Raw genomic sequence first — 20,535 nt, forward strand, 5'->3', positions numbered from 1 at the left:
ATTCACAACGTGGTCCTGCAGCAATTGATGTTGCTGTTATCTAAATCAAATAAGATTTTAGATTAATTAGATAAAAGCTCCTTATTGGAGCTTTTGTGGTTTTAGGTATTGTTAATATAAAAATTATTAACCTTATTAATATATATAAGATCAGGCTTATAGTAATTGGTTCAGGCTATTTAATTTTTTTGATAAAAAAGAAAAAATATCTTATTGATACTAATGAAAAATTATTAATTTTTAGCTATCTTTTTTATTTTGGAATGTTTCTTCTATCTTTTATTGTTCATAGAGGAAACGCAAGTGAATTAGATAATCCAAGTCGTTTAATTCTACTTCTCCCATTGTTACTGTTGTTTTACCAGTATCAAATCCGTTTTAAAGTTTTACTTTATAGTATTCCTATTGGCTCTGTCATTGTGGGGCTAGTAGCATTGTATGATCGATTTTATTTAAATGTCCCTAGAGCTTTCTCTCCTAGAATTATGGCTATTCAAGGAGGGGATATAGCTATGTCTTTAGGAATGTTTTCTTTGGTAATTGCACTTTATTTTCTATCAAAAAAAGAATATCGTTTTACAGTATTTTGCCTTATTGCTACTTTGTTTGGTATGTTAGGTAGTTTTTTATCTACCGCAAGAGGCGGTTGGATTGGCTCACCTTTTATTATTGGGTTTATTTTATTTACATATAGAAAAACTTTATCTAAAAGATTTTTTATTATTATTGGTAGTTTAATGATTATTTCTGTTGTTAGTATATCGTTAATACCAAAGACACAGGTTATATCAAGGATTAATTTAGCTAAGAATGAAATGGTTGCTTATTTTGAGAAGGATAGAGCGAATACTTCTTTGGGGGCTCGTTTTGAAATGTGGAAAAGTGCTGTTCTAATGGCGAAAGAAAAACCTATATTAGGTTGGGGGCAGCAGGGGGTCATTGAAAAACGTAAGCAACAAGCAAAAGAGAAAATTATTCATCCGACAGTCGCAAGATTTGATCATGCCCATAATCAATATTTAGATGATCTATCAAAACGAGGAGTTTTAGGATTATTGGCGTTATTAGGCATTTTACTTATGCCACTCTGGTTTTTTATAAAAAGCTCAAAGTCTCATAATTTAGAAATACGTAGTGTGGTAATATTAGGAATTGTGCATATTTCATCAGTGATGTTCTACAATCTTAGTCAAGGATTTTTTACGCATAACTCAGGGAATATTTTTTATTTCTTTTTAATTATTGTATTTTATGCAATGATAAAAACATTAAATTTAAAGTCAGAAAATAACTGAATAAATTAGGGGAATATTCCCCTTATAATATTTCTTTCAACAGATTAAATACTTCATTAACACTAATCAGTTCCATTTTTTCTTTTTTTAAATGAATTTGGTTTTTTCCGTATGTACCTATTAATTGGGGATCTGTTGCACCGTAAAGAGTAATATTTGTTTTATCTAATGCGGCTGCTAAATGTGCTAATCCCGTGTCAACTGAAATGATTGCTTGAGCATTAGCGATTTCATAAGCTAGTTGAGTGAGCGTTAATTTATTTAATACATGAGTATTTTCTATTTTTTCTGCAATTAAGTTTGCTTGTTGTTTTTCCTGCTCATTTCCCCAAGGAAGTTTTATATGAAAACCAAGTGCGGTAATATTTTGGGCTAATTCTTTCCATTTAGTATTCTGCCAATGTTTATCTTCACGTGTTGTCGCATGAATAAACATAATATAGGGGGGCTGTTCAATATTAGCTTGTTGAAATTGATTGAGAATTCCATAATCTGCCGCCGTATTTGGTTTTATATAATTCAGGCTTGATGCAAAAAGTTGTCTAATTCGTTCAACAGCGTGCTGTTGATAATCAATATAAAATTTTTTTTGATAGAAGCAACTAGCTAAGGGTTCTCTAGCACAATGCCTATCGTAACCATATTTTTTCCCCTGTGCTAACCTTGTGGCAAATAAAGCACTTTTAATTAATCCTTGTGCATCAATAATTACATCATATTGTTGTTGCTGAATCAAAGTGCGGTAGTTTTTCCACTCATTTTTTGTATTTACAGAAAAAATTTTTTTCCGCCAACGGCGTAAAGCAATAGGAATAACTTGATTAACGATCCCAGCATTTTGAAGACTATGCCAAAGAGGAATTTCGGTGAAATTTTCTTCTACAACCCAATCTACTCGTAGATTAGGTATTGCATTTTTCGCATCAGTGAGAGCAGGAAGCGTGTGAATAATATCTCCCATTGATGATGTTTTGATTAAACAAATGTTCATAGAATTAATTTCTCAAGTTTTTCCATTACCATTTCAGGCGTAATATCAATTAAACTTTGATGGTAACCTTCTTGACTATCTTGTCCTTTTCGTACTTTTATTAATCCCCCTTTGATTAGTCGGATAATTTCTGCGGTATCTGATAATGGAGGGGTATATTGAGGGCTTGTCGGTCCATATAGCGCCACTAAAGGGCATTTTAATGCCGCAGTAACATGCATTAATCCACTATCATTGGTTACAACTGCACGACAATCACCAATTAAATCTACCGCTTGATTTAATGAGGTTTGCCCCGCAAGATTGATACAATATGACTGTAACTCGTTTGCTAGGCTAAGGCGAATAGCCTCAGCAACTTGATGATCTTTTTCAGAACCAAATAATCGTATGCTATAACCTTTTTCTATTAATAATTGAGCTAATTTTCCATAATGGTAATGTGGCCAGCGTTTTGCTGGACCAAATTCAGCACCAGGACAAAATCCAATAGCGAGGCGATTATTTGTTAGTTGAAGTTGTTCCGAAAAATAGTTTTTAGTATTTTCTATTTCTTGTTTATCCAATATCAAATAGGGGGCGGGTATAGTTAAATCTTCCGAATTTGGTACCGCACTTTTTTCAAAACCTAAGGCAATATAACGTTGTACCATCATTGGATAATCATTTTTATTACTACGCAGATCATTTAAGAAACCGTAGCGACTTTCTCCTTTCCATCCTCGACGAATAGGGATTTTCGCAAAAGTAGGAATAAAAGCAGATTTTAATGAGTTAGGGAGAACAATCGCCATATCATATTGATTACGTAAACTTTTACCTATTTTATAACGTTCCATTAAGCCAAAAGTACCATGTCCAATTGGCATGGTTAATGCTTTGCGGATTTCTGGCATACGAGCTAATAAGGGTTTACACCAGTTAGGTGCGAGTACATCAATTTCACAATGTGGGTATTGTTGTTTTAGTACTTGATATAGGCTGTGGGACATTATCATATCACCAACCCAAGAAGGTCCAATAATTAAGATATTCATTATTTTAATAGTACTGTCAATTATTAATAAGGTCGATTATAACCAAAAAAAAGTAACTATCACACTCAATAGTTACTTGATCGTTAAAAAGTTAAATATGTTATTTAATTTTTAAAATGAAGAGCAGTTTTTTATCATAATAAGCTCTATTTACGATACTCTACCATTTTCAATTTTAATAACCTGATCACAAATTGCCATTGTAGAATTCCTATGGCTGACTAAAATAATTATTTTATTTGCTTTCTCTGTTAACAGCGATTGTAAAATAATCGCCTCATTTAAGCTGTCTAGGTTACTTGTAGGCTCATCAAGTAAAATAATTGGTGCATTGTGTAAAAAGGCTCGAGCAATACCGATACGTTGTTTTTCTCCGTCCGATAAGCTATTCCCTAATTCTGTTACTTTTGTATCGTAGCCCTCAGGTAAGCTCATAATAAACTCATGAATAGAGGCTTTTTTCGCAGCTTCTACGACTTGCTCTTTCGTTGCTTGACGGTTTGCCATGATGATATTTTCATAGATACTTTCATTGAAAATATAAGTTTGCTGGGTAATATAAGCTATGTTTTCGCGTAAATTATGGGTATTGATCAGTTTTAAATCAATACCACCAATTTTAATATTTCCTTCTTGAGGATCATAAAAACGCATCAATAATTTGAGCAATGTACTTTTCCCACTACCGCTACGTCCATGAATACCAAGAATTTGTCCTTTATTTAAGGTAAACGAAAGATGAGAAAGGATTGCTTCATTTTCATAAGCAAAACTAATATTTTCTACGATAATTTGATCCGCACTTTTCAAATTCTGACCATTTTCAACATCTTCTAAATCAGGTAATTCTGAAAGTAAACTTAGAACACGTTCTCCGCTTGCTAGGGTTTGTAACAGATTATTAGATAAATTACTTAAAGCAATGACAGGACCATAGCTAGACATTAATAAGATCACAGAAAGAAGCAAGCCTGTAAAGTTAATTTGTTGATAGTAAAATAAAATTAAGCCAATGAATAGAATAAGAATATTAAAAATCGAAACCGCAATTTCTGTATAGGAACGTACTTTCCCTTCTTGTAATTTAATTTTTAAAAAGGCTTTATCAATATTTTCACTACGTTGATTGATTTCTTTTAAACGTTCATTTTCATTACCAAATAACTGAATTTCTTTCATTCCTCGAATACTATCAAGAAAATAATCATTCATTTCACCCACTAATTCACGGTATTGGCGTCCATCTTCTCTAGCCATTTTTGTGGTAAAAACAGGTAGTAGAAAGCCAATAGTAAGATAGGCTAAAAGTGCAATAAAAGCTAACCATAGGGAAATATGGCTAAATACAGTTAATAAAATTAACGAAGTTAAGATTGCAATCATTACGGGGGCGATGGTATGAGCATAAAAAACTTCTAATAATTCAATATCATTGGTAACTAGAGATAAAAGTTGCCCAGATTGTTTTCCTTGTAATTTTACAAATGCTAGTTTTCTTAAAGAGGTAAATACTTTATCTCGTAATAGTGCTAGTAATTTAAAGGCAATATAATGCCCTGACATTTGTTCAAGGTAACGTAAAATACCACGAGCTACAGCAAGCACTACAAGTGCGGTCAAAATTGTTGAAAAACTGAGATGTGTTGGAAGATTCAAAAGATCAATCAAGCCCATAGCACCAAGAACCATAATGAAAATAGCTGAAAGAAAGCCTAATACGCCCATAATAATTGTAAATGCCATGATATGAGCAAGTGGTGTAACCAATTTCATTAGTTGCCACATAATGACAAAACCATTTTTACGCATGGCTTCCCCCTTTTCTGATATTTTCTAATTCTTTTTGTTGACTGAACATATTCTCATAAATTCCATTTTGTTCCATAAGCTGTGTATGGGTACCGTGCTCTGCTACCTGTCCTTTATCTAAAACATAAATCTGATCAGCTGAAACGGCATTGGCAAGGCGATGTGAAATCATAATGATAGTTTTTTCTATTTTTAAACGTTGTATAAACCCAAGAATGATTTCTTCGCTCTCAATATCAATGTTGCTAGTGGCCTCATCAAAAATATATACTTGAGCATTGTGTAATAAGGCTCTAGCTAAAGCTAAACGTTGGATTTGACCACCAGATAAATTACTACCACGACTGAGTAGTTTCATTTCTAAATCACCATTCTGGCGAACAAAATTACCTAGGTTTACTTCTTCTAATACTTGATAAATTTGCTCGTCAGTTGCATTAACTTGAGCCATTAACATGTTTTCTCGTAATGTACCTTTAAAAATATAGCTATTGTGGCTAACAAGAGAGACTGTTTTATAGAAAGAATGACGATTAATTTGAGTTAATTCTTGTTTATTAAATAGAATTTTTCCTTGTTGAGCTTGATTAAATCCCATTAATAAAGACACTAATGTTGATTTTCCACAACCACTTTTACCAACAAAAACGGTTAAGTTTCTAGGTTTTATATCTAGGCTTAAGTCACTAATGGCTATTTTTTCTGAAGAATAAGCAAATTGTAAGTTTTCAATTCTAATTGCTATTTCATTTTCGTTTAAAAAATCTACCGCACTTTTATTTTCTTCTACTGGTGCATCTAATAATGTAAAGATTTTTTCAGAGGCTGCTTTACCATTCATTGCTACGTGAAAGAAAGAGCCGAGTAAGCGTAATGGAATAAAAAATTCTGATGAAAGTAAAATAAATAAAATCACGCCAAAAATTGTTATGCCATCATTTTGGAATTGTAATAATGCAGTAATAATACCTATTGCAGCACCACCATAAGCTAATAAATCCATAAGTGAAACGGAGTTTAATTGCATGGTGAGAACTTTCATGGTAATAGTACGAAAGTTTTCTGCTTCAATATCCATTTGTTTTGCTTTATAAGCATCATCTTGATAAATTTTTAAAGTTACTAATCCTTGTAAATTATCTAAAAAGCTACTACCCAACCCTACATAAATTGCCCAATATTTTTTTAGTAAGCGTTTGGCTATTTTATTCACCGCAATAATTGACATTGGAATAAGTGGTACACAAATAAGTAAAATAATTGCCGTTGGTGCATTAAAAAATACAAGAAAAATGAAAAGGGTAAGGGGAGCAAGTAAGCTATAAAATAGTTGCGGTAAATAACGTCCAAAATAAATTTCAAGTTGTTCTACTCCTTCTGATGCAACCTGAATAATTGAAGAAGTAGATTGTTGATTAACTTGATTTAAAGGCATTGATGAGATTTTTTGATAAATCAATGTACGAAGTTGATGTTTAACTTGTGTACTAGCTTTGTAAGAAGCTTGAACTGCTTTTTTACCTGCGAATGCTCTTAATGCAAGAGAAAGCAATAAAATAACCAAAAAAAAGACCGCACTTGATAAGTTTAAGGTATGATAAAAAGCTTGTTGCAAGCTGTATGCAAAAATAACTGCACTAATAATACCACCAATCAATGCTATCCAGTTCCATAGTACATTAATAGCGATCCATTTTTTACTATTAGAAACTGTATTAATAAGACGTTTATCTATCATCATAGAATCTTACTCCCAAATTTTATATTTATATTAAAGATAAAATAAGTTAGTGGATAAATTATCAATATATTTTAGTAGAAGAGTAAATGATATAGTTAACTAGAACTTATTTCAAATAAAAATAATTCTTGTTTAGTGTTTTGGTTGGCTTTAGAGATAAAAAAACGCACTTACATTTTATAGTAAGTGCGTTCTTAAGAATTCTATTGTTTAGGTCTAGATAACCATAACATCAATAGCGGCAGGTCCACGTTGTGAATCTTGTACATTATATTCTACGCGATCACCTTCATTTAAAGTTCTGTAGTTGTCACCGATAATACCTGAAAAATGAACGAATAAATCTTTACCGCCATCTTCTGGAGTGATGAAACCAAAACCTTTATCAGAGTTGAACCATTTTACTGAACCGTTTAATTTAGACATGTTGTCTTCCTTATATAATTAAATCTTAATTTGTACTTGAAAAATTTCAAGTGATAGTGCTAATAATTAGAATTTTAAATAGAGATGATATTGCGAGTACTTTCAAGAACAAATTTAAAACTTGTAAAACGAGGAAGAACTTTAAATAACGAACTTATCTAAACTGCTTTAGCTGTTAGTTATTAGAACACGTATAATAAAATAAAGCAAACTTTATTTTATATTTATTTTATCCCAGAGATTTTTAATAAAAAAAAGAGTGTTCTAATATATTCATATTAAACACTCTTTTTAAAGTTTTATTTAGATAAAGTCGCTAAGAAACTACATTATTCCTGAAATATATCTTAACATTACACCTGCTGCTATGGCAGAGCCTATAACACCTGCAACATTTGGTCCCATTGCATGCATTAATAAAAAGTTTTGATGATCCGCCTCTAAGCCGACTTTATTCGCTACTCTCGCTGCCATCGGCACGGCCGATACTCCAGCTGCGCCAATAAGAGGATTAACAGGATTCTTAGAAAAGCGATTTAATAATTTAGCCATTAAAATTCCACTTGCTGTTCCGATACCAAATGCAATGACGCCTAATAGTAGAATACCTAATGTTTGTGGTTGTAGGAATTTATCAGCCACTAATTTTGCACCGACAGAAAGTCCTAAGAAAATAGTAACGATATTGATTAGGGCATTTTGTGCGGTATCGTTTAAGCGTTCAACAACACCACTTACGCGCATTAAGTTTCCAAAGCAGAACATACCAAGTAATGGGGCTGCATCAGGAAGTAAGAGTGCAACTAAAACCAATAGTACAATAGGAAATAAGATTTTTTCACGATTGCTTACAGTACGCAATTGTACCATTTTGATTTTTCGTTCTTCTACTGATGTTAGTGCTTTCATTATTGGCGGTTGAATTAGGGGGACTAATGCCATGTAAGAGTAAGCCGCTACTGCAATTGCGCCTAGTAGTTCTGGGGCAAGTTTACTTGCAAGATAAATGGCTGTTGGACCATCAGCACCACCAATAATTCCTATTGCAGCTGCTTGTGGTAAAGTAAAATCAATAATACCCAGCCAGTTTAATCCCAATGCACCTAAAACGGTGGCGAATATTCCAAATTGTGCGGCAGCACCTAAAAGTAGTGTTTTCGGATTCGCAAGCAAAGGACCGAAATCTGTCATTGCGCCCACTCCCATAAAGATAATTAAAGGAGCAACTCCATAACCGATAGCAACTTTGTAAAATAGTGCTAAGACGCCAGAATTATATCCCATATCGCCAGCAAGCACTTCCAATTCATTTTGCAATGAAGGTACTGCGTTATTAAGTGCATGTTTTATTGCAATGGGATCGGCTATAGCGCCAAGTTTTCCTGCAATAATCGCAATTTGTTCTGCCGAGCCACTATGCAATAAATTATCTAAGGCAGTCATTGCCAGACCTGCTTCAGGAATATTGGATAATAAGCCACCAAATCCTATGGGTAAAAGCAACAATGGTTCAAATTTTCGAGCAATGGCAAGCCATAATAATACTAAACTAACAGCAATCATAATTGCTTGTCCTAGTTCAATATGCATTATGCCCATTCCTCGTATTAACGAGAATATACTTTCCATAATTGCCACCTATGCAAGAGTCAGTAACGTGTCACCTACAGCCACTGCGTCTCCAGCTTTTACAGTTATATTTTGTACTGTACCAGCTTGTGACGCACGAATTTCTGTTTCCATTTTCATTGCTTCTAGAATTAATAATACATCACCTTCTGCGACTTTTTGCCCTTCTGTTGCTACAACTTTCCAAATATTACCCGCCATTGGCGCGGTAACTGGTATGGTATTCGCTGCTGGAGAGGTAGCGGCAGTTGGTTGTGTTACCGTTGGTGTTGTAACTGGTGTAATATTACTAATATCACCACCTTCACTCACTTTCACTACAAAGGCTTTACCTTCTAGTTCTACTGTATAAACTGAAGCTCCACTCGTTGCTACTGGTGCTTTTGTTGGTGTTGTCGGTTTAGCTTCTTGTTTTTGAATGGTTGGAGCTGGTTCAAAGGCATCTGGATTACCACGGTTTTCTAAGAATTTTAATCCAACTTGTGGGAATAATGCCATGATTAATACGTCGTCAATCTCGTTTTCAGATAATGTAATACCTTTTTCTTTAGCTGTTTGTTTTACTTCTGCGACTAATTTATCCATTTCGGGCTCTAAATGGTTTGCTGGTCGATCAGTAATTGGTTGTTCTCCATTTAGCACTTTGGCTTGTAATTCAACGTTTACTGGTGCTGGTGTACGCCCATATTCCCCTTTTAGAATACCAGCTGTTTCTTTAGCGATAGTTTTATAGCGCTCACCCATTAATACGTTAATTACTGCTTGAGTCCCAACAATTTGAGAGGTCGGGGTAACTAATGGAATATAACCTAAATCTTCACGCACTTTAGGAATTTCTTGTAAAACAAGATCTAATTTATCCGTTGCATTTTGTTGTTTTAATTGGCTTTCTAAGTTTGTAAGCATTCCACCTGGAACTTGAGCAACTAAAATACGACTATCAACACCTTTTAGTTGACCTTCAAATTTATGATATTTTTTACGGACTTCACGGAAATAAGCTGATATTTTTTCAATTTCAGAAATATTTAATTCGGTATCGTATTGTGTGTTTTGTAATGCGGCAACAATAGATTCTGTCGCAGGGTGTCCATAAGTACCACTCATAGATGAAATTGCAGTATCAACATTATCAATGCCAGCCTCAATTGCTTTTAACAAGGTCATTTCAGAAAGTCCCGTGGTTGCATGGCAATGTAAATGAAGACGTATATCATAGCGTTTTTTGATTTCACTCACTAATTTATAAGCTTCAACTGGAGTTAAGATACCAGACATATCTTTAATAGCGATAGAGTCAACTCCAATTTCAAGTAATTGTTCGGTCACATCTAACCAAGTTTCTAATGTATGAACAGGACTTGTGGTGTAGCTTAATGTTCCTTGTGCATGAGCACCATTTTTGCGAACAGCTTTTAATGCTTGTTGCATATTTCTTGGATCATTCATCGCATCAAAGACACGGAATACCGACATACCATTGGTTACAGCACGTTCTACAAAGCGATCTACAACATCATCAGCATAATGACGATAGCCTAACAAGTTTTGACCACGTAGTAACATTTGTAGCGGGGTATTTGGAATGGCTTTTTTTAATTCTCTTAAACGAACCCAAGGATCTTCGCCTAAAAAACGAATACAAGCATCAAAGGTTGCGCCTCCCCATGCTTCTAACGACCAGTAGCCGATCTTATCTAACTCTGCAGCAATAGGTAGCATATCATCTAAACGTAATCTTGTCGCAAAGAGCGATTGATGTGCATCTCTTAAAACAACATCGGTAATTGCTATTTTTTTAGGTTGAGTAGTCATTGTTTTCTCCAAATAAATTAGTTAAGGCCTTTTTGGCGACGATGATGAGCTATTGCAGCAACTATAATTGGACGTAAGTGATCTACGTCATTTTCTACTATAGACTGTGTTGGTTTAGCTGTAGGAGTCGGCGAGATTGGCTCTGGGAAATATTGATTAATTATTTTTGACATTAATCCTATTGCAAAGATCAATATAAGCAAAAAAACTAAAACAAATCCCATACCTGAGATCATTAAATTTATGCCTTCTTGCATTAGTTGTGCATTTGTCATTGTTATTTTTTCCTCTAGTATTTGAAAATAACAGGAGATATATTACCTCTTTTTAATAAAAAAATAATTGAACTAGATCACGTTGTAGCTAGCTATTTGATTGTGCAACAACACAATGATAATCTTTTTTTATTCGGATAGTATAGTAAAATAACATTTATTTTCTTTATTTTAGGTTATTTATGCTTATTTCTTTTATTTTTATCGCTTTTTTTGCGGGGCTTGCTTTTGCTACTCAGTCAGCAATAAATAGTCAATTAGCAAGTACTTTTTTAAATCAACCGATTGTTGCTGCCCTGATGTCTTTTTTAGTTGGAACCATTGTATTGTTAATTATATGTTTAATTAAGGTCGATTTCATTTCTACATTTCAACATTTCCCAAGACAATCTTGGTGGAAATTAATTGGCGGTGTTCTTGGTGCATTTGCAGTTATTGCAACAATTTTTTTAGCACCCAAAATGGGTATTACTAATATGTTATTTTTCATTATTATTGGTCAGCTAATTGGTGCTTTGGTTATTGATCATTTTGGGTTGATAGGTATGCCAAAACGCCCAATGGATTTATGGCAATTATTGGGGTTTTTTACTGTTGCATTAGGACTAGCTATTTTCTTTTTTGGGAAAAAATGGTTTATATAAAACCATTTTTTTATGTTGAGATTAAGCAGAAGTGCGGTCGTATTTTGTTAAATTTACCTAGTTTTCTAAATCAATACTGAGTACACCGGATTTTTCCCTTAATAATGTATAAACCCCTTGAATCATTGCTTTACTTGATATGTTACATTTTATGGTTAATTTTAAATTATTATTAGTTTGATCCTTAATGGATATATTTTCTATCAAGTAATTATTTTCCGTTAGAATTGATATTATCTCGCTAATTAATAATGGTGTTTCAATATGTAATATAATTTTGCTTTTATTCGTTGATTTTTTCCCACTTCTCACCAATTTACGGATTCTCGGGCTAATTCTAATTGCCATTAATATGATAATTGTTGCAATGAAGGCATCAAAAAAGAATCCTGCACCAGTTGCAATTCCAACACCTGCGGCAGCCCAAATAATGGCAGCTGTGGTTAAACCTGATATTGCATCATTAGTTTTTCGTAAAATAACACCCGCACCAAGAAAACCAATGCCACTGATAACTTGAGCAGCTAAACGCATTGGGTCAGTTCGTATATTTTCTGATACTTGAGCATAATGTTCTGCCGATTTAATGGATACTATGGTTAATATGCAAGTTGTTACAGCAATAATAATACAAGTTTTTATACCTACGGGCTTATGCTTTAACTCCCTTTCTAAACCAATAATCCCACCTAATGTCATTGCAAAAAACATTTTCATTAGAATATAAATATTTTCACTATGAATTAAGTAATCAAGCCAATAATTAATGTTTAACATCTTGTATCTCTGTATCGTAAAATTTTTATCCATTGTATCAGTCGTATTTTTTTTCGCTAGGCGAATTAATCAATCTTGTTTATTTTTTATCAATGAATTTATTTAGAGATAATATGATAAATGTCGCAATTTATGGTTATTTTTTGTAGAATTAGCCACTTTAATTATTATTGAGATATTTTTATGCGTTCTTCACCTAATATTGGCTTTGTTAGTCTTGGCTGTCCTAAAAACTTGGTTGATTCTGAAAGAATTTTAACAGAACTACGTGCTGATGGTTATAATATTATTCCTACCTATGAAGGGGCAGATTTAGTTATTGTAAATACTTGTGGGTTTATTGATAGTGCAGTTCAAGAGTCTTTAGAATCAATAGGAGAGGCTCTTGAAGCTAACGGTAAAGTAATCGTAACGGGTTGTCTCGGGGCAAAAGAGAATCAAATTCGTGAAGTGCATCCAAAAGTATTAGAAATTACTGGACCACATAGTTATGAGGCTGTAATGAAACACGTTCATAAGTATGTTCCAAAGCCAGAATATAATCCCTATGTGAACTTAGTACCTAAGCAAGGTGTTAAATTAACACCTAAACACTATGCTTATTTGAAAATATCAGAAGGTTGTGATCATCGTTGTACATTTTGTATTATTCCTTCTATGCGTGGCGATTTAGATAGTCGTTCTATTGTACAAGTTTTAGATGAGGCTAAACGTTTAGTTGATTCTGGGGTAAAAGAGATTTTAGTGGTATCTCAAGATACTTCAGCTTACTCTCTTGATAAAACCAAAGACAATAAATCTAAAACGGTATTCTGGAATGGTATGCCGATCAAAAATGATTTACTTACATTATGTGAAAAATTAGGTGATTTAGGTGCTTGGGTAAGATTACATTATGTTTATCCGTACCCTCATGTAGATAAATTAATACCATTAATGGCGAAAGGTAAGATATTACCATACCTAGATATTCCGTTACAGCATGCTAGCCCTAGGATTCTGAAAGCAATGAAACGTCCAGGCTCAATAGAGAGAACGTTAGATAGAATTAAACAATGGCGTGAAATATGCCCTGATTTAACCTTACGTTCTACATTTATTGTGGGATTTCCAGGAGAAACCGAAGAAGATTTTCAGCAATTACTTGATTTTTTAAAAGAAGCACAATTAGATCGTGTGGGATGTTTTAAATTTAGTCCTGTTGATGGGGCTATCGCAACGGATATGCCTGATCAAATACCTGAAGATATAAAAGAAGAACGTTATCATCGATTTATGCAATTACAGCAACAAATATCAGCAGAGCGTTTACTACAAAAAGTGGGACGTACATTAGATGTTATTATTGATGAGATCGATAATGAAGGAATAATAGGTCGTTCAATGGCTGATGCGCCAGAAATTGATGGTGTTGTCTATATTGATAATGTTTCAAATAAAAAAATACAGGTAGGTGAGATTATTTCAGTAAATATTATCCAAGCGGATGAATATGATTTATGGGCAACTTATTGATAATAGAAATGATTATCTGATATTTTATGTAGGTTAATTGGTTATATTTATTTCTAAGTAAATATGACCTTTTTTATTTTTAGAATATAGTAATTTGTGATCTGTCGCACGGTTATTAATTTTGAATTTTATTACAATCAATACCAGTTCAATTCGTAACTATTTAATAATAAGGAGTTATTATGTTTCCAGAATTTCGTGATCTGATCAGCAAATTAAAAAATGAAGATGCGCATTTTTCACGTTTGTTTGATAAACATAATGAATTAGATCAAAAAATTAAAAATTTTGAGGCAAATCTTGAATTAGCCACTCCAACTGAAATTGAGGATTTAAAAAAAGAAAAGCTACGATTGAAAGATGAACTGTATAGTATTTTGAAAAAGGCTGAATAGTTTAGTATCGGAATGTCTCTCGTTTATCGTATGGTGAGAGACATTCCTTTCTTTATTCAGCTATAAATTTTAGTGCAGTTTCAATAACTTCGAGACCTGCGTTTGGCTTGTGTGCATTTTCGCTAATATGTCGTCTCCATTGTCTAGCACCTTTGCATTTTTGAAAAGCACCTAGCATGTGCCTGACTATATGGTTTAAATAGACACCTTTTGAAAGTTGTTGTTCTATATAAGGGTACATCTTTTCAATGGCTTCCCTTGGCGATATTATTGGTAGATTTTCATCAAATAGTACGTTATCTATATAACCCAATAAAGAAGGGTTTTGATAAGCCTCACGTCCCACCATTACGCCATCGACATATTGTAAATGCTGTTTTATTTCTTCTATTGTTTTTATTCCTCCATTAATACTAATCATTAAATGGGGAAAATCTCGTTTTAACTGATACACTCGTTCATAATTTAGTGGTGGAATTTCTCGATTTTCTTTTGGGCTTAATCCAGATAACCACGCTTTTCTAGCGTGGATAATAAATTCGTTACAACCAGCTTGATGTGTTGCGTGAACAAACTCACAAAGAAATTCATAATTATCTTGCTCATCAATACCTATTCTTGTTTTGATCGTGACAGGAAGTGCGGTGGTATTTTTCATTGTTTTTATACAATCTGCCACTAACTCTTTTTTTGCCATTAAACAAGCGCCGAACATACCATTTTGTACTCGATCGGAGGGGCAACCAACATTTAAATTAATTTCGTTATAACCATATTTTTCAGCTAGCTTGGTGCAATATTCAAGTTCTTGTGGATTTGATCCACCTAATTGTAAAGCGACTGGTAATTCTTGTTGATGATAAGTGAGATGATCATACTTGGAATGAATAATTGCACCCGTTGTGATCATTTCAGTATAAAGTAGAGTATGTTGAGTAAATTGCCTATGAAAATAGCGACAATGCTTAGTTGTCCAGTCTAGCATTGGTGCAACGGAGAAACGTCCCCTATATAAAGTGTTACTTTGTGATGGCTTTTCCATAAAGTTGTATTATGAGTATTGAAAACGATGAATTGTACTATGAAATAGCTTAATTATCACTTCTATTATTTTCTTCTTTATTATTTTCCTGAACAAGCTGTCTAAAACGCATTGCCATAAAATGATAAAATGGTTTTGGATTAAATTGGCGAGAGGTAGTTGATGAAAATAAGCTACAAATGAGTAACCAAAATAATACTGGTTGTGAACCTGTCATCTCCATCACGACAACACTTGCTGTCACTGGTGATTGGGTTGCCCCAGATAAAAATGCTGCCATACAAAGTAATATTAATAAACGTTGATCAACTATACCACCAGTTAAAGTATGTATTTGTATGCCAATTCCTGCTCCCGTTGTTAATGCAGGAGTAAAGATACCACCAGCAATACCTGTCCAGTAAGTTACAACTGTTGCAAGTAACTTCATAATTCCAATGTTAGCATCAAGCTGTTCTCCAGCTAGGGCAGATGATACTACATTATATCCTGTTCCATAGGTTTGTCCTTTGGCACAGCTACCAATTAAAGCAAGAACTAATCCTAAAATAAATGATATATAAATAGGATGACGTCGAATAAATCCTCTTATTTTTGTTGGAGAAAATCCGGCAAGGCCTTTAGTTAATAGTCTGGCAAAGATTCCGCCTAATATTCCACAAGTTAATCCGCATAAGAGTATCCATAAAAACATATAAGGGACAGAAGTTTCTCCCTTATAATGAGGAAAATAAGGATTATTACCAGCAATAGCGATAATAATAAAACCACAAGCTAAAACACCTAATAATACTTTTCGCTCCCAGCGTAATAAAACCCCTCTTGCTAATTCTTCAATGGCAAATATAACACCTGCCAAAGGAGCATTAAATGCCGCAGCAAGACCACCAGCTGCACCGGTTGCCATCAGCTCATTTGCTCTTAAGCCAACAAAGGCAATTCCATATTTTCGGCATAAATTTCCCCAAGCAAGCATTGTTGCTGCCCCAACTTGAACAGAAGGTCCCTCACGTCCAACAGACGCCCCAAATAGCATTGCTAGAAAGGTCAGTGGTATTTTCCATAAGGTTTGTAAAAATGAGACTAATCGTGTTTTATTTGCACTGTGAGGTAAATTTATGGAGGCGATTACTTGAGGTATTCCACTACCAGCAACGTAAGGAGTATATGTTGTAGTAAACCAAGTAAGAAAAGACAATCCTAATGGAAGAATTATCCATATTGCATAAGGGTACTTATTCGTCCAATATATATTTAATTCTAATCCAAGATCAGCAAGTTTTGCAAAGCCAAAAGATAATAAAGCAACGAGTGATGAGCCTATTAGTAGGCAAGTAAATTCAATTGTTTTATGGGATATTCTATGTGTTTGGCGTAATTTTTTATGTAGTAAATAGCGGATCTTTGGAACGATATTAAGCATTTGTTACAAATTAAATAAATAGATATTGACTGTGATATGTGAGTGGTAATTATACAAGAAGATATATTGATTCGACAATTAAAAATTAATTATTAACTTAGGATTAGTTTGTTAGTTTGATAAAATAGATTTGCAATTTGTGAAATATATTGTATAATCCCAAAGCTATCAATATAAAGATAGGCATTCAATGTAATCATTTATTGAATGAGTGTTACGATAAGTAACACTAACAATGTTTTCAATTTGAAAACTATAAAAAGGTTAACTGCACTTCACTTGTTTGTTTTATTGTAAATACAAGTTGATGGTGTCGGTTTTTTTATTAGCTAATTTATTGGAGCTCTGGTCTAATGCAGAACCAAAGAATTCGAATCCGCTTAAAAGCATTTGATCATCGTTTAATTGATCAATCAACAGCGGAAATCGTTGAAACAGCTAAACGTACAGGTGCACAAGTTCGTGGTCCAATCCCTTTACCTACTCGTAAAGAACGTTTTACCGTGTTGATTTCTCCACACGTAAACAAAGATGCCCGTGATCAATATGAAATTCGTACACACAAACGTTTAGTAGATATAGTTGAGCCAACAGAGAAAACTGTTGATGCATTAATGCGTTTAGATTTGGCTGCCGGCGTTGACGTGCAGATCAGCCTAGGTTAATTAAGAGGTTATTACAATGATTGGTTTAATCGGTCGTAAAGTTGGTATGACTCGCATCTTTAATGAAGATGGTGTGTCCGTACCAGTTACAGTTATCGAAATTGAATCCAACCGTGTGACTCAAGTTAAAACTCTTGAAAACGATGGCTATACTGCAGTTCAAGTTACAACAGGTTCGAAAAAAGCGAGTCGTGTAACTAAGCCTGAAGCAGGTCATTTCGTTAAGGCAGGTGTTGAAGCTGGTCGCGGTTTATGGGAATTTCGTACAGAAGGTGAAGAATTCACTTTAGGTCAAGAAATTAACGTAGACATCTTCACAGATGTTAAAAAAGTTGATGTTACAGGTACATCTAAAGGTAAAGGTTTCCAAGGTGGTGTTAAACGTTGGAATTTCCGTACTCAAGATGCTACACATGGTAACTCTTTATCACATCGTGTGCTTGGTTCTATTGGTCAAAACCAAACTCCAGGTCGTGTGTTTAAAGGTAAAAAAATGGCAGGACATTTAGGGGCTGAACGTGTAACTGTTCAATCACTTGAAGTTGTTCGTGTAGATGCTGAACGTAAATTATTATTAGTTAAAGGTTCTGTTCCTGGTGCAACTAATAGTGATGTTATCGTAAAACCAGCAGTAAAAGCATAGTCTAGGAGATAGAGATGGAATTAGTAGTAAGAGATGCACAAAGTGCATTAACTGTTTCTGAAACTACCTTCGGACGTGAGTTTAACGAAGCATTGATTCACCAAGTTGTTGTTGCTTATGCAGCAGGTGCTCGTCAAGGTTCTCGTGCACAAAAAACTCGTGCTGAAGTGTCTGGTTCAGGTAAAAAGCCTTGGCGTCAAAAAGGTACTGGTCGTGCACGTGCTGGTGATGTTAAATCACCAATCTGGCGTTCAGGTGGTATTACTTTTGCAGCTAAGCCACAAGATCATAGCCAAAAAGTAAACAAAAAAATGTACCGTGGTGCAATTAAGAGCATTCTTTCCGAACTTGTTCGTCAAGATCGTTTAGTTGTTCTTGAAAAATTTGAAGTTGAAGCACCTAAAACTAAAGTTTTAGTACAAAAGTTAAAAGAATTAGCGCTTGAAGATGTGTTAATTATCACAGCAAGTTTAGACGAGAATTTATTCTTAGCCGCACGTAATCTATATAAAGTAGATGTTCGTGATGTTCAAGGAATTGATCCAGTTAGCTTAATCGCATTTGATAAAGTCGTTGTAACTGTTGATGCTGTGAAACAAATTGAGGAGATGTTAGCATGATTCACCAAGAACGTTTGCTAAAAGTGTTAAAAGCACCACATGTCTCTGAAAAAGCAACAAATAATGCTGAAAAATCAAATACTATCGTTTTCAAGGTTGCTTTAGATGCAAATAAAGTTGAAATTGCAAACGCTGTATCGCAATTATTTGAAGTAAAGGTTGACTCTGTCCGTACAGTGGTTATTAAAGGTAAAACTAAACGTCACGGTGCTAAATCAGGTCGTCGCAGTGACTGGAAAAAAGCTTATGTTACTCTTCAAGAGGGCCAATCATTGGACTTCGTTGAAGGTGCAGCAGAGTAATTTCGGAGGAGAAAAAATAAATGGCTATCGTTAAATGTAAGCCGACCTCCGCTGGTCGTCGTCACGTTGTTAAAATCGTAAACGCTGAATTACATAAGGGAAAACCTTACGCTCCATTATTAGATACTAAATCTAAAACTGGTGGTCGCAATAATTTAGGACGTATCACTACTCGTCATATCGGTGGTGGTCACAAGCAACATTACCGTTTAATCGATTTTAAACGTAACAAGTTAGATATCCCAGCGGTAGTTGAGCGTCTTGAATATGATCCAAATCGTTCTGCAAATATTGCTTTAGTGCTTTATAAAGATGGTGAACGCCGTTATATTTTAGCACCTAAAGGTCTAAGTGTAGGCGATCAAATCCAATCAGGTATTAATGCGCCAATTAAAGCAGGTAATTCATTACCTATGCGTAATATTCCTGTTGGTTCAACAGTGCATAATGTTGAATTAAAACCAGGTAAAGGCGGTCAAATTGCTCGTTCAGCTGGTGCCTATGTACAAATTATCGCTCGTGAAGGTAATTATGTAACTTTACGTCTTCGCTCAGGTGAAATGCGTAAAGTATTATCTGAATGTTCAGCTACTATTGGTGAAGTTGGTAATTCAGAGCATATGCTTCGCGTACTTGGAAAAGCTGGTGCTACACGTTGGAGAGGTATTCGTCCAACAGTTCGTGGTACAGCAATGAACCCTGTTGATCACCCACATGGTGGTGGTGAAGGTCGTAACTTCGGTAAACATCCAGTTACTCCTTGGGGCGTTCAAACCAAAGGTAAGAAAACTCGCCATAACAAACGTACTGATAAATTTATCGTACGTCGTCGTGGTAAATAATTTTAATTAGATAAAGAGGATAAGCCATGCCACGTTCTCTCAAGAAGGGTCCATTCCTTGACCTACACTTGTTGAAGAAGGTAGAGAAGGCGGTGGAAAGCGGGGATAAAAAACCAATCAAAACTTGGTCCCGTCGTTCAATGATCATTCCGTCAATGATCGGATTGACCATCGCAGTCCATAATGGTCGTCAGCACGTCCCAGTTTATGTATCAGATGAAATGATTGGTCATAAATTAGGTGAATTTGCACCGACTCGTACTTACCGCGGTCACGCTGCGGATAAGAAAGCTAAGAAGTAAGGGGTAAAAGATGGAAACAATAGCTAAACATCGTTACGCTCGCACTTCAGCGCAAAAAGCTCGCTTAGTTGCGGATTTAATCCGTGGTAAAAAAGTTGCTCAAGCTTTAGAAATTTTAACTTTCACTAACAAAAAAGCATCTGCTTTAGTTAAGAAAGTGCTTGAGTCTGCTATTGCTAATGCTGAGCACAATGATGGTGCAGATATCGATGATCTTAAAGTTACGAAGATTTTCGTAGATGAAGGCCCTAGCATGAAGCGTGTTATGCCACGTGCTAAAGGTCGTGCAGATCGTATTTTAAAACGTACAAGCCACATTACTGTGGTTGTGTCAGATCGTTAATAAG

At 34.5% G+C, this 20,535-nt stretch carries 22 protein-coding genes; 11 read left to right on the forward strand and 11 right to left on the reverse strand.

All coding sequences use genetic code 11. The annotated features are described in order from the left end of the window. Positions 1-263: 263 nt before the first annotated feature. Positions 264-1,295, forward strand: a complete 1,032-nt coding sequence (locus tag EV697_RS08120; protein WP_132024696.1) for an O-antigen ligase family protein — start codon at positions 264-266, stop codon at positions 1,293-1,295. A gap of 22 nt (positions 1,296-1,317) precedes the next feature. Here the strand turns inward: EV697_RS08120 and rfaC are convergent, their stop codons facing one another. The 8 genes from rfaC to EV697_RS08160 all read right to left on the reverse strand — a co-directional run bounded on the left by rfaC (position 1,318) and on the right by EV697_RS08160 (position 11,018). Further along, positions 1,318-2,286: a lipopolysaccharide heptosyltransferase RfaC gene (gene rfaC, locus EV697_RS08125; RefSeq protein ID WP_132024493.1), complete on the reverse strand. Its 969-nt coding sequence runs from the start codon at positions 2,284-2,286 to the stop codon at positions 1,318-1,320. Then, positions 2,283-3,323, reverse strand: a complete 1,041-nt coding sequence (waaF, locus tag EV697_RS08130) for a lipopolysaccharide heptosyltransferase II (protein ID WP_132024495.1) — start codon at positions 3,321-3,323, stop codon at positions 2,283-2,285. The genes rfaC and waaF overlap by 4 nt, the downstream gene beginning before the upstream one ends. A 150-nt stretch (positions 3,324-3,473) precedes the next feature. Further along, a complete protein-coding gene (locus EV697_RS08135; protein ID WP_132024497.1) occupies positions 3,474-5,132 on the reverse strand; it encodes an amino acid ABC transporter ATP-binding/permease protein in 1,659 nt (552 codons plus the stop codon). Then, positions 5,125-6,873: an ABC transporter ATP-binding protein/permease gene (locus tag EV697_RS08140; protein ID WP_132024499.1), complete on the reverse strand. Its 1,749-nt coding sequence runs from the start codon at positions 6,871-6,873 to the stop codon at positions 5,125-5,127. Before EV697_RS08140 ends, EV697_RS08135 begins: the two co-directional genes overlap by 8 nt. 216 nt (positions 6,874-7,089) lie before the next feature. Further along, entirely contained in the window at positions 7,090-7,299 is a 210-nt protein-coding gene (gene cspE, locus EV697_RS08145) for a transcription antiterminator/RNA stability regulator CspE (RefSeq protein ID WP_132024501.1), read from the reverse strand. Between the two features lie 324 nt (positions 7,300-7,623). Continuing rightward, positions 7,624-8,928 carry a sodium ion-translocating decarboxylase subunit beta gene (locus tag EV697_RS08150; protein ID WP_132024503.1) on the reverse strand — a complete coding sequence of 435 codons (1,305 nt, stop codon included), beginning with the start codon at positions 8,926-8,928 and terminating at the stop codon, positions 7,624-7,626. Positions 8,929-8,937: 9 nt separating this feature from the next. Continuing rightward, positions 8,938-10,743: a sodium-extruding oxaloacetate decarboxylase subunit alpha gene (oadA, locus tag EV697_RS08155; RefSeq protein ID WP_132024505.1), complete on the reverse strand. Its 1,806-nt coding sequence runs from the start codon at positions 10,741-10,743 to the stop codon at positions 8,938-8,940. A 17-nt stretch (positions 10,744-10,760) separates the two neighbouring features. Continuing rightward, entirely contained in the window at positions 10,761-11,018 is a 258-nt protein-coding gene (locus EV697_RS08160) for an oxaloacetate decarboxylase subunit gamma (protein ID WP_132024507.1), read from the reverse strand. A 182-nt stretch (positions 11,019-11,200) separates the two neighbouring features. Here EV697_RS08160 and EV697_RS08165 point away from each other — a divergent pair, with 182 nt between their 5' ends. Next, positions 11,201-11,662, forward strand: coding sequence for a DMT family transporter (locus tag EV697_RS08165; RefSeq protein ID WP_132024509.1), 462 nt, complete (start codon positions 11,201-11,203; stop codon positions 11,660-11,662). Positions 11,663-11,719: 57 nt separating this feature from the next. Here the strand turns inward: EV697_RS08165 and EV697_RS08170 are convergent, their stop codons facing one another. Continuing rightward, a complete protein-coding gene (locus EV697_RS08170; protein WP_132024511.1) occupies positions 11,720-12,439 on the reverse strand; it encodes an MgtC/SapB family protein in 720 nt (239 codons plus the stop codon). A 183-nt stretch (positions 12,440-12,622) separates the two neighbouring features. On the opposite strand from EV697_RS08170, the gene rimO reads away from it, so the two are divergent. After that, positions 12,623-13,954, forward strand: coding sequence for a 30S ribosomal protein S12 methylthiotransferase RimO (gene rimO, locus EV697_RS08175; RefSeq protein WP_132024513.1), 1,332 nt, complete (start codon positions 12,623-12,625; stop codon positions 13,952-13,954). Between the two features lie 182 nt (positions 13,955-14,136). Then, positions 14,137-14,349: an HP1242/YdcH family protein gene (locus EV697_RS08180; RefSeq protein WP_132024515.1), complete on the forward strand. Its 213-nt coding sequence runs from the start codon at positions 14,137-14,139 to the stop codon at positions 14,347-14,349. Positions 14,350-14,401: 52 nt separating this feature from the next. On the opposite strand, the gene dusA is transcribed toward EV697_RS08180, so the two are convergent. Together dusA and EV697_RS08190 are read right to left on the reverse strand one after the other, a co-directional pair. Next, positions 14,402-15,391, reverse strand: coding sequence for a tRNA dihydrouridine(20/20a) synthase DusA (gene dusA / locus EV697_RS08185; protein WP_132024517.1), 990 nt, complete (start codon positions 15,389-15,391; stop codon positions 14,402-14,404). 49 nt (positions 15,392-15,440) lie between these two features. After that, complete coding sequence (locus tag EV697_RS08190; protein WP_132024519.1) at positions 15,441-16,814, reverse strand: chloride channel protein; 1,374 nt, start codon at positions 16,812-16,814, stop codon at positions 15,441-15,443. Between the two features lie 353 nt (positions 16,815-17,167). Between EV697_RS08190 and rpsJ the strand changes: the two genes are divergently transcribed. Genes rpsJ through rplV form a run of 7 tightly spaced genes read left to right on the forward strand, consistent with a single transcriptional unit; the run spans position 17,168 to position 20,531 of the window. Further along, the gene (gene rpsJ / locus EV697_RS08195) at positions 17,168-17,479 is read left to right on the forward strand and encodes a 30S ribosomal protein S10 (RefSeq protein ID WP_001181005.1); all 312 of its coding nucleotides are present in this window, start codon (positions 17,168-17,170) and stop codon (positions 17,477-17,479) included. 16 nt (positions 17,480-17,495) lie between these two features. Then, entirely contained in the window at positions 17,496-18,122 is a 627-nt protein-coding gene (gene rplC / locus EV697_RS08200; RefSeq protein WP_132024521.1) for a 50S ribosomal protein L3, read from the forward strand. A 14-nt stretch (positions 18,123-18,136) separates the two neighbouring features. Next, positions 18,137-18,742: a 50S ribosomal protein L4 gene (gene rplD / locus EV697_RS08205; protein WP_132024523.1), complete on the forward strand. Its 606-nt coding sequence runs from the start codon at positions 18,137-18,139 to the stop codon at positions 18,740-18,742. Then, positions 18,739-19,044 carry a 50S ribosomal protein L23 gene (gene rplW / locus EV697_RS08210; RefSeq protein WP_132024525.1) on the forward strand — a complete coding sequence of 102 codons (306 nt, stop codon included), beginning with the start codon at positions 18,739-18,741 and terminating at the stop codon, positions 19,042-19,044. The genes rplD and rplW overlap by 4 nt, the downstream gene beginning before the upstream one ends. A gap of 20 nt (positions 19,045-19,064) precedes the next feature. Next, positions 19,065-19,886, forward strand: coding sequence for a 50S ribosomal protein L2 (gene rplB / locus EV697_RS08215; RefSeq protein WP_132024527.1), 822 nt, complete (start codon positions 19,065-19,067; stop codon positions 19,884-19,886). 26 nt (positions 19,887-19,912) lie between these two features. Continuing rightward, positions 19,913-20,188 (forward strand): 30S ribosomal protein S19, encoded by a 276-nt coding sequence (gene rpsS, locus EV697_RS08220; protein WP_005539416.1) that lies wholly within the window; start codon positions 19,913-19,915, stop codon positions 20,186-20,188. 10 nt (positions 20,189-20,198) lie between these two features. Then, entirely contained in the window at positions 20,199-20,531 is a 333-nt protein-coding gene (rplV, locus tag EV697_RS08225; protein WP_132024529.1) for a 50S ribosomal protein L22, read from the forward strand. The last annotated feature ends 4 nt before the right edge of the window (positions 20,532-20,535 follow it).

This window comes from Bisgaardia hudsonensis (genome assembly GCF_004345785.1).
GTDB classification, from domain to species: Bacteria; Pseudomonadota; Gammaproteobacteria; order Enterobacterales; family Pasteurellaceae; genus Bisgaardia; species Bisgaardia hudsonensis.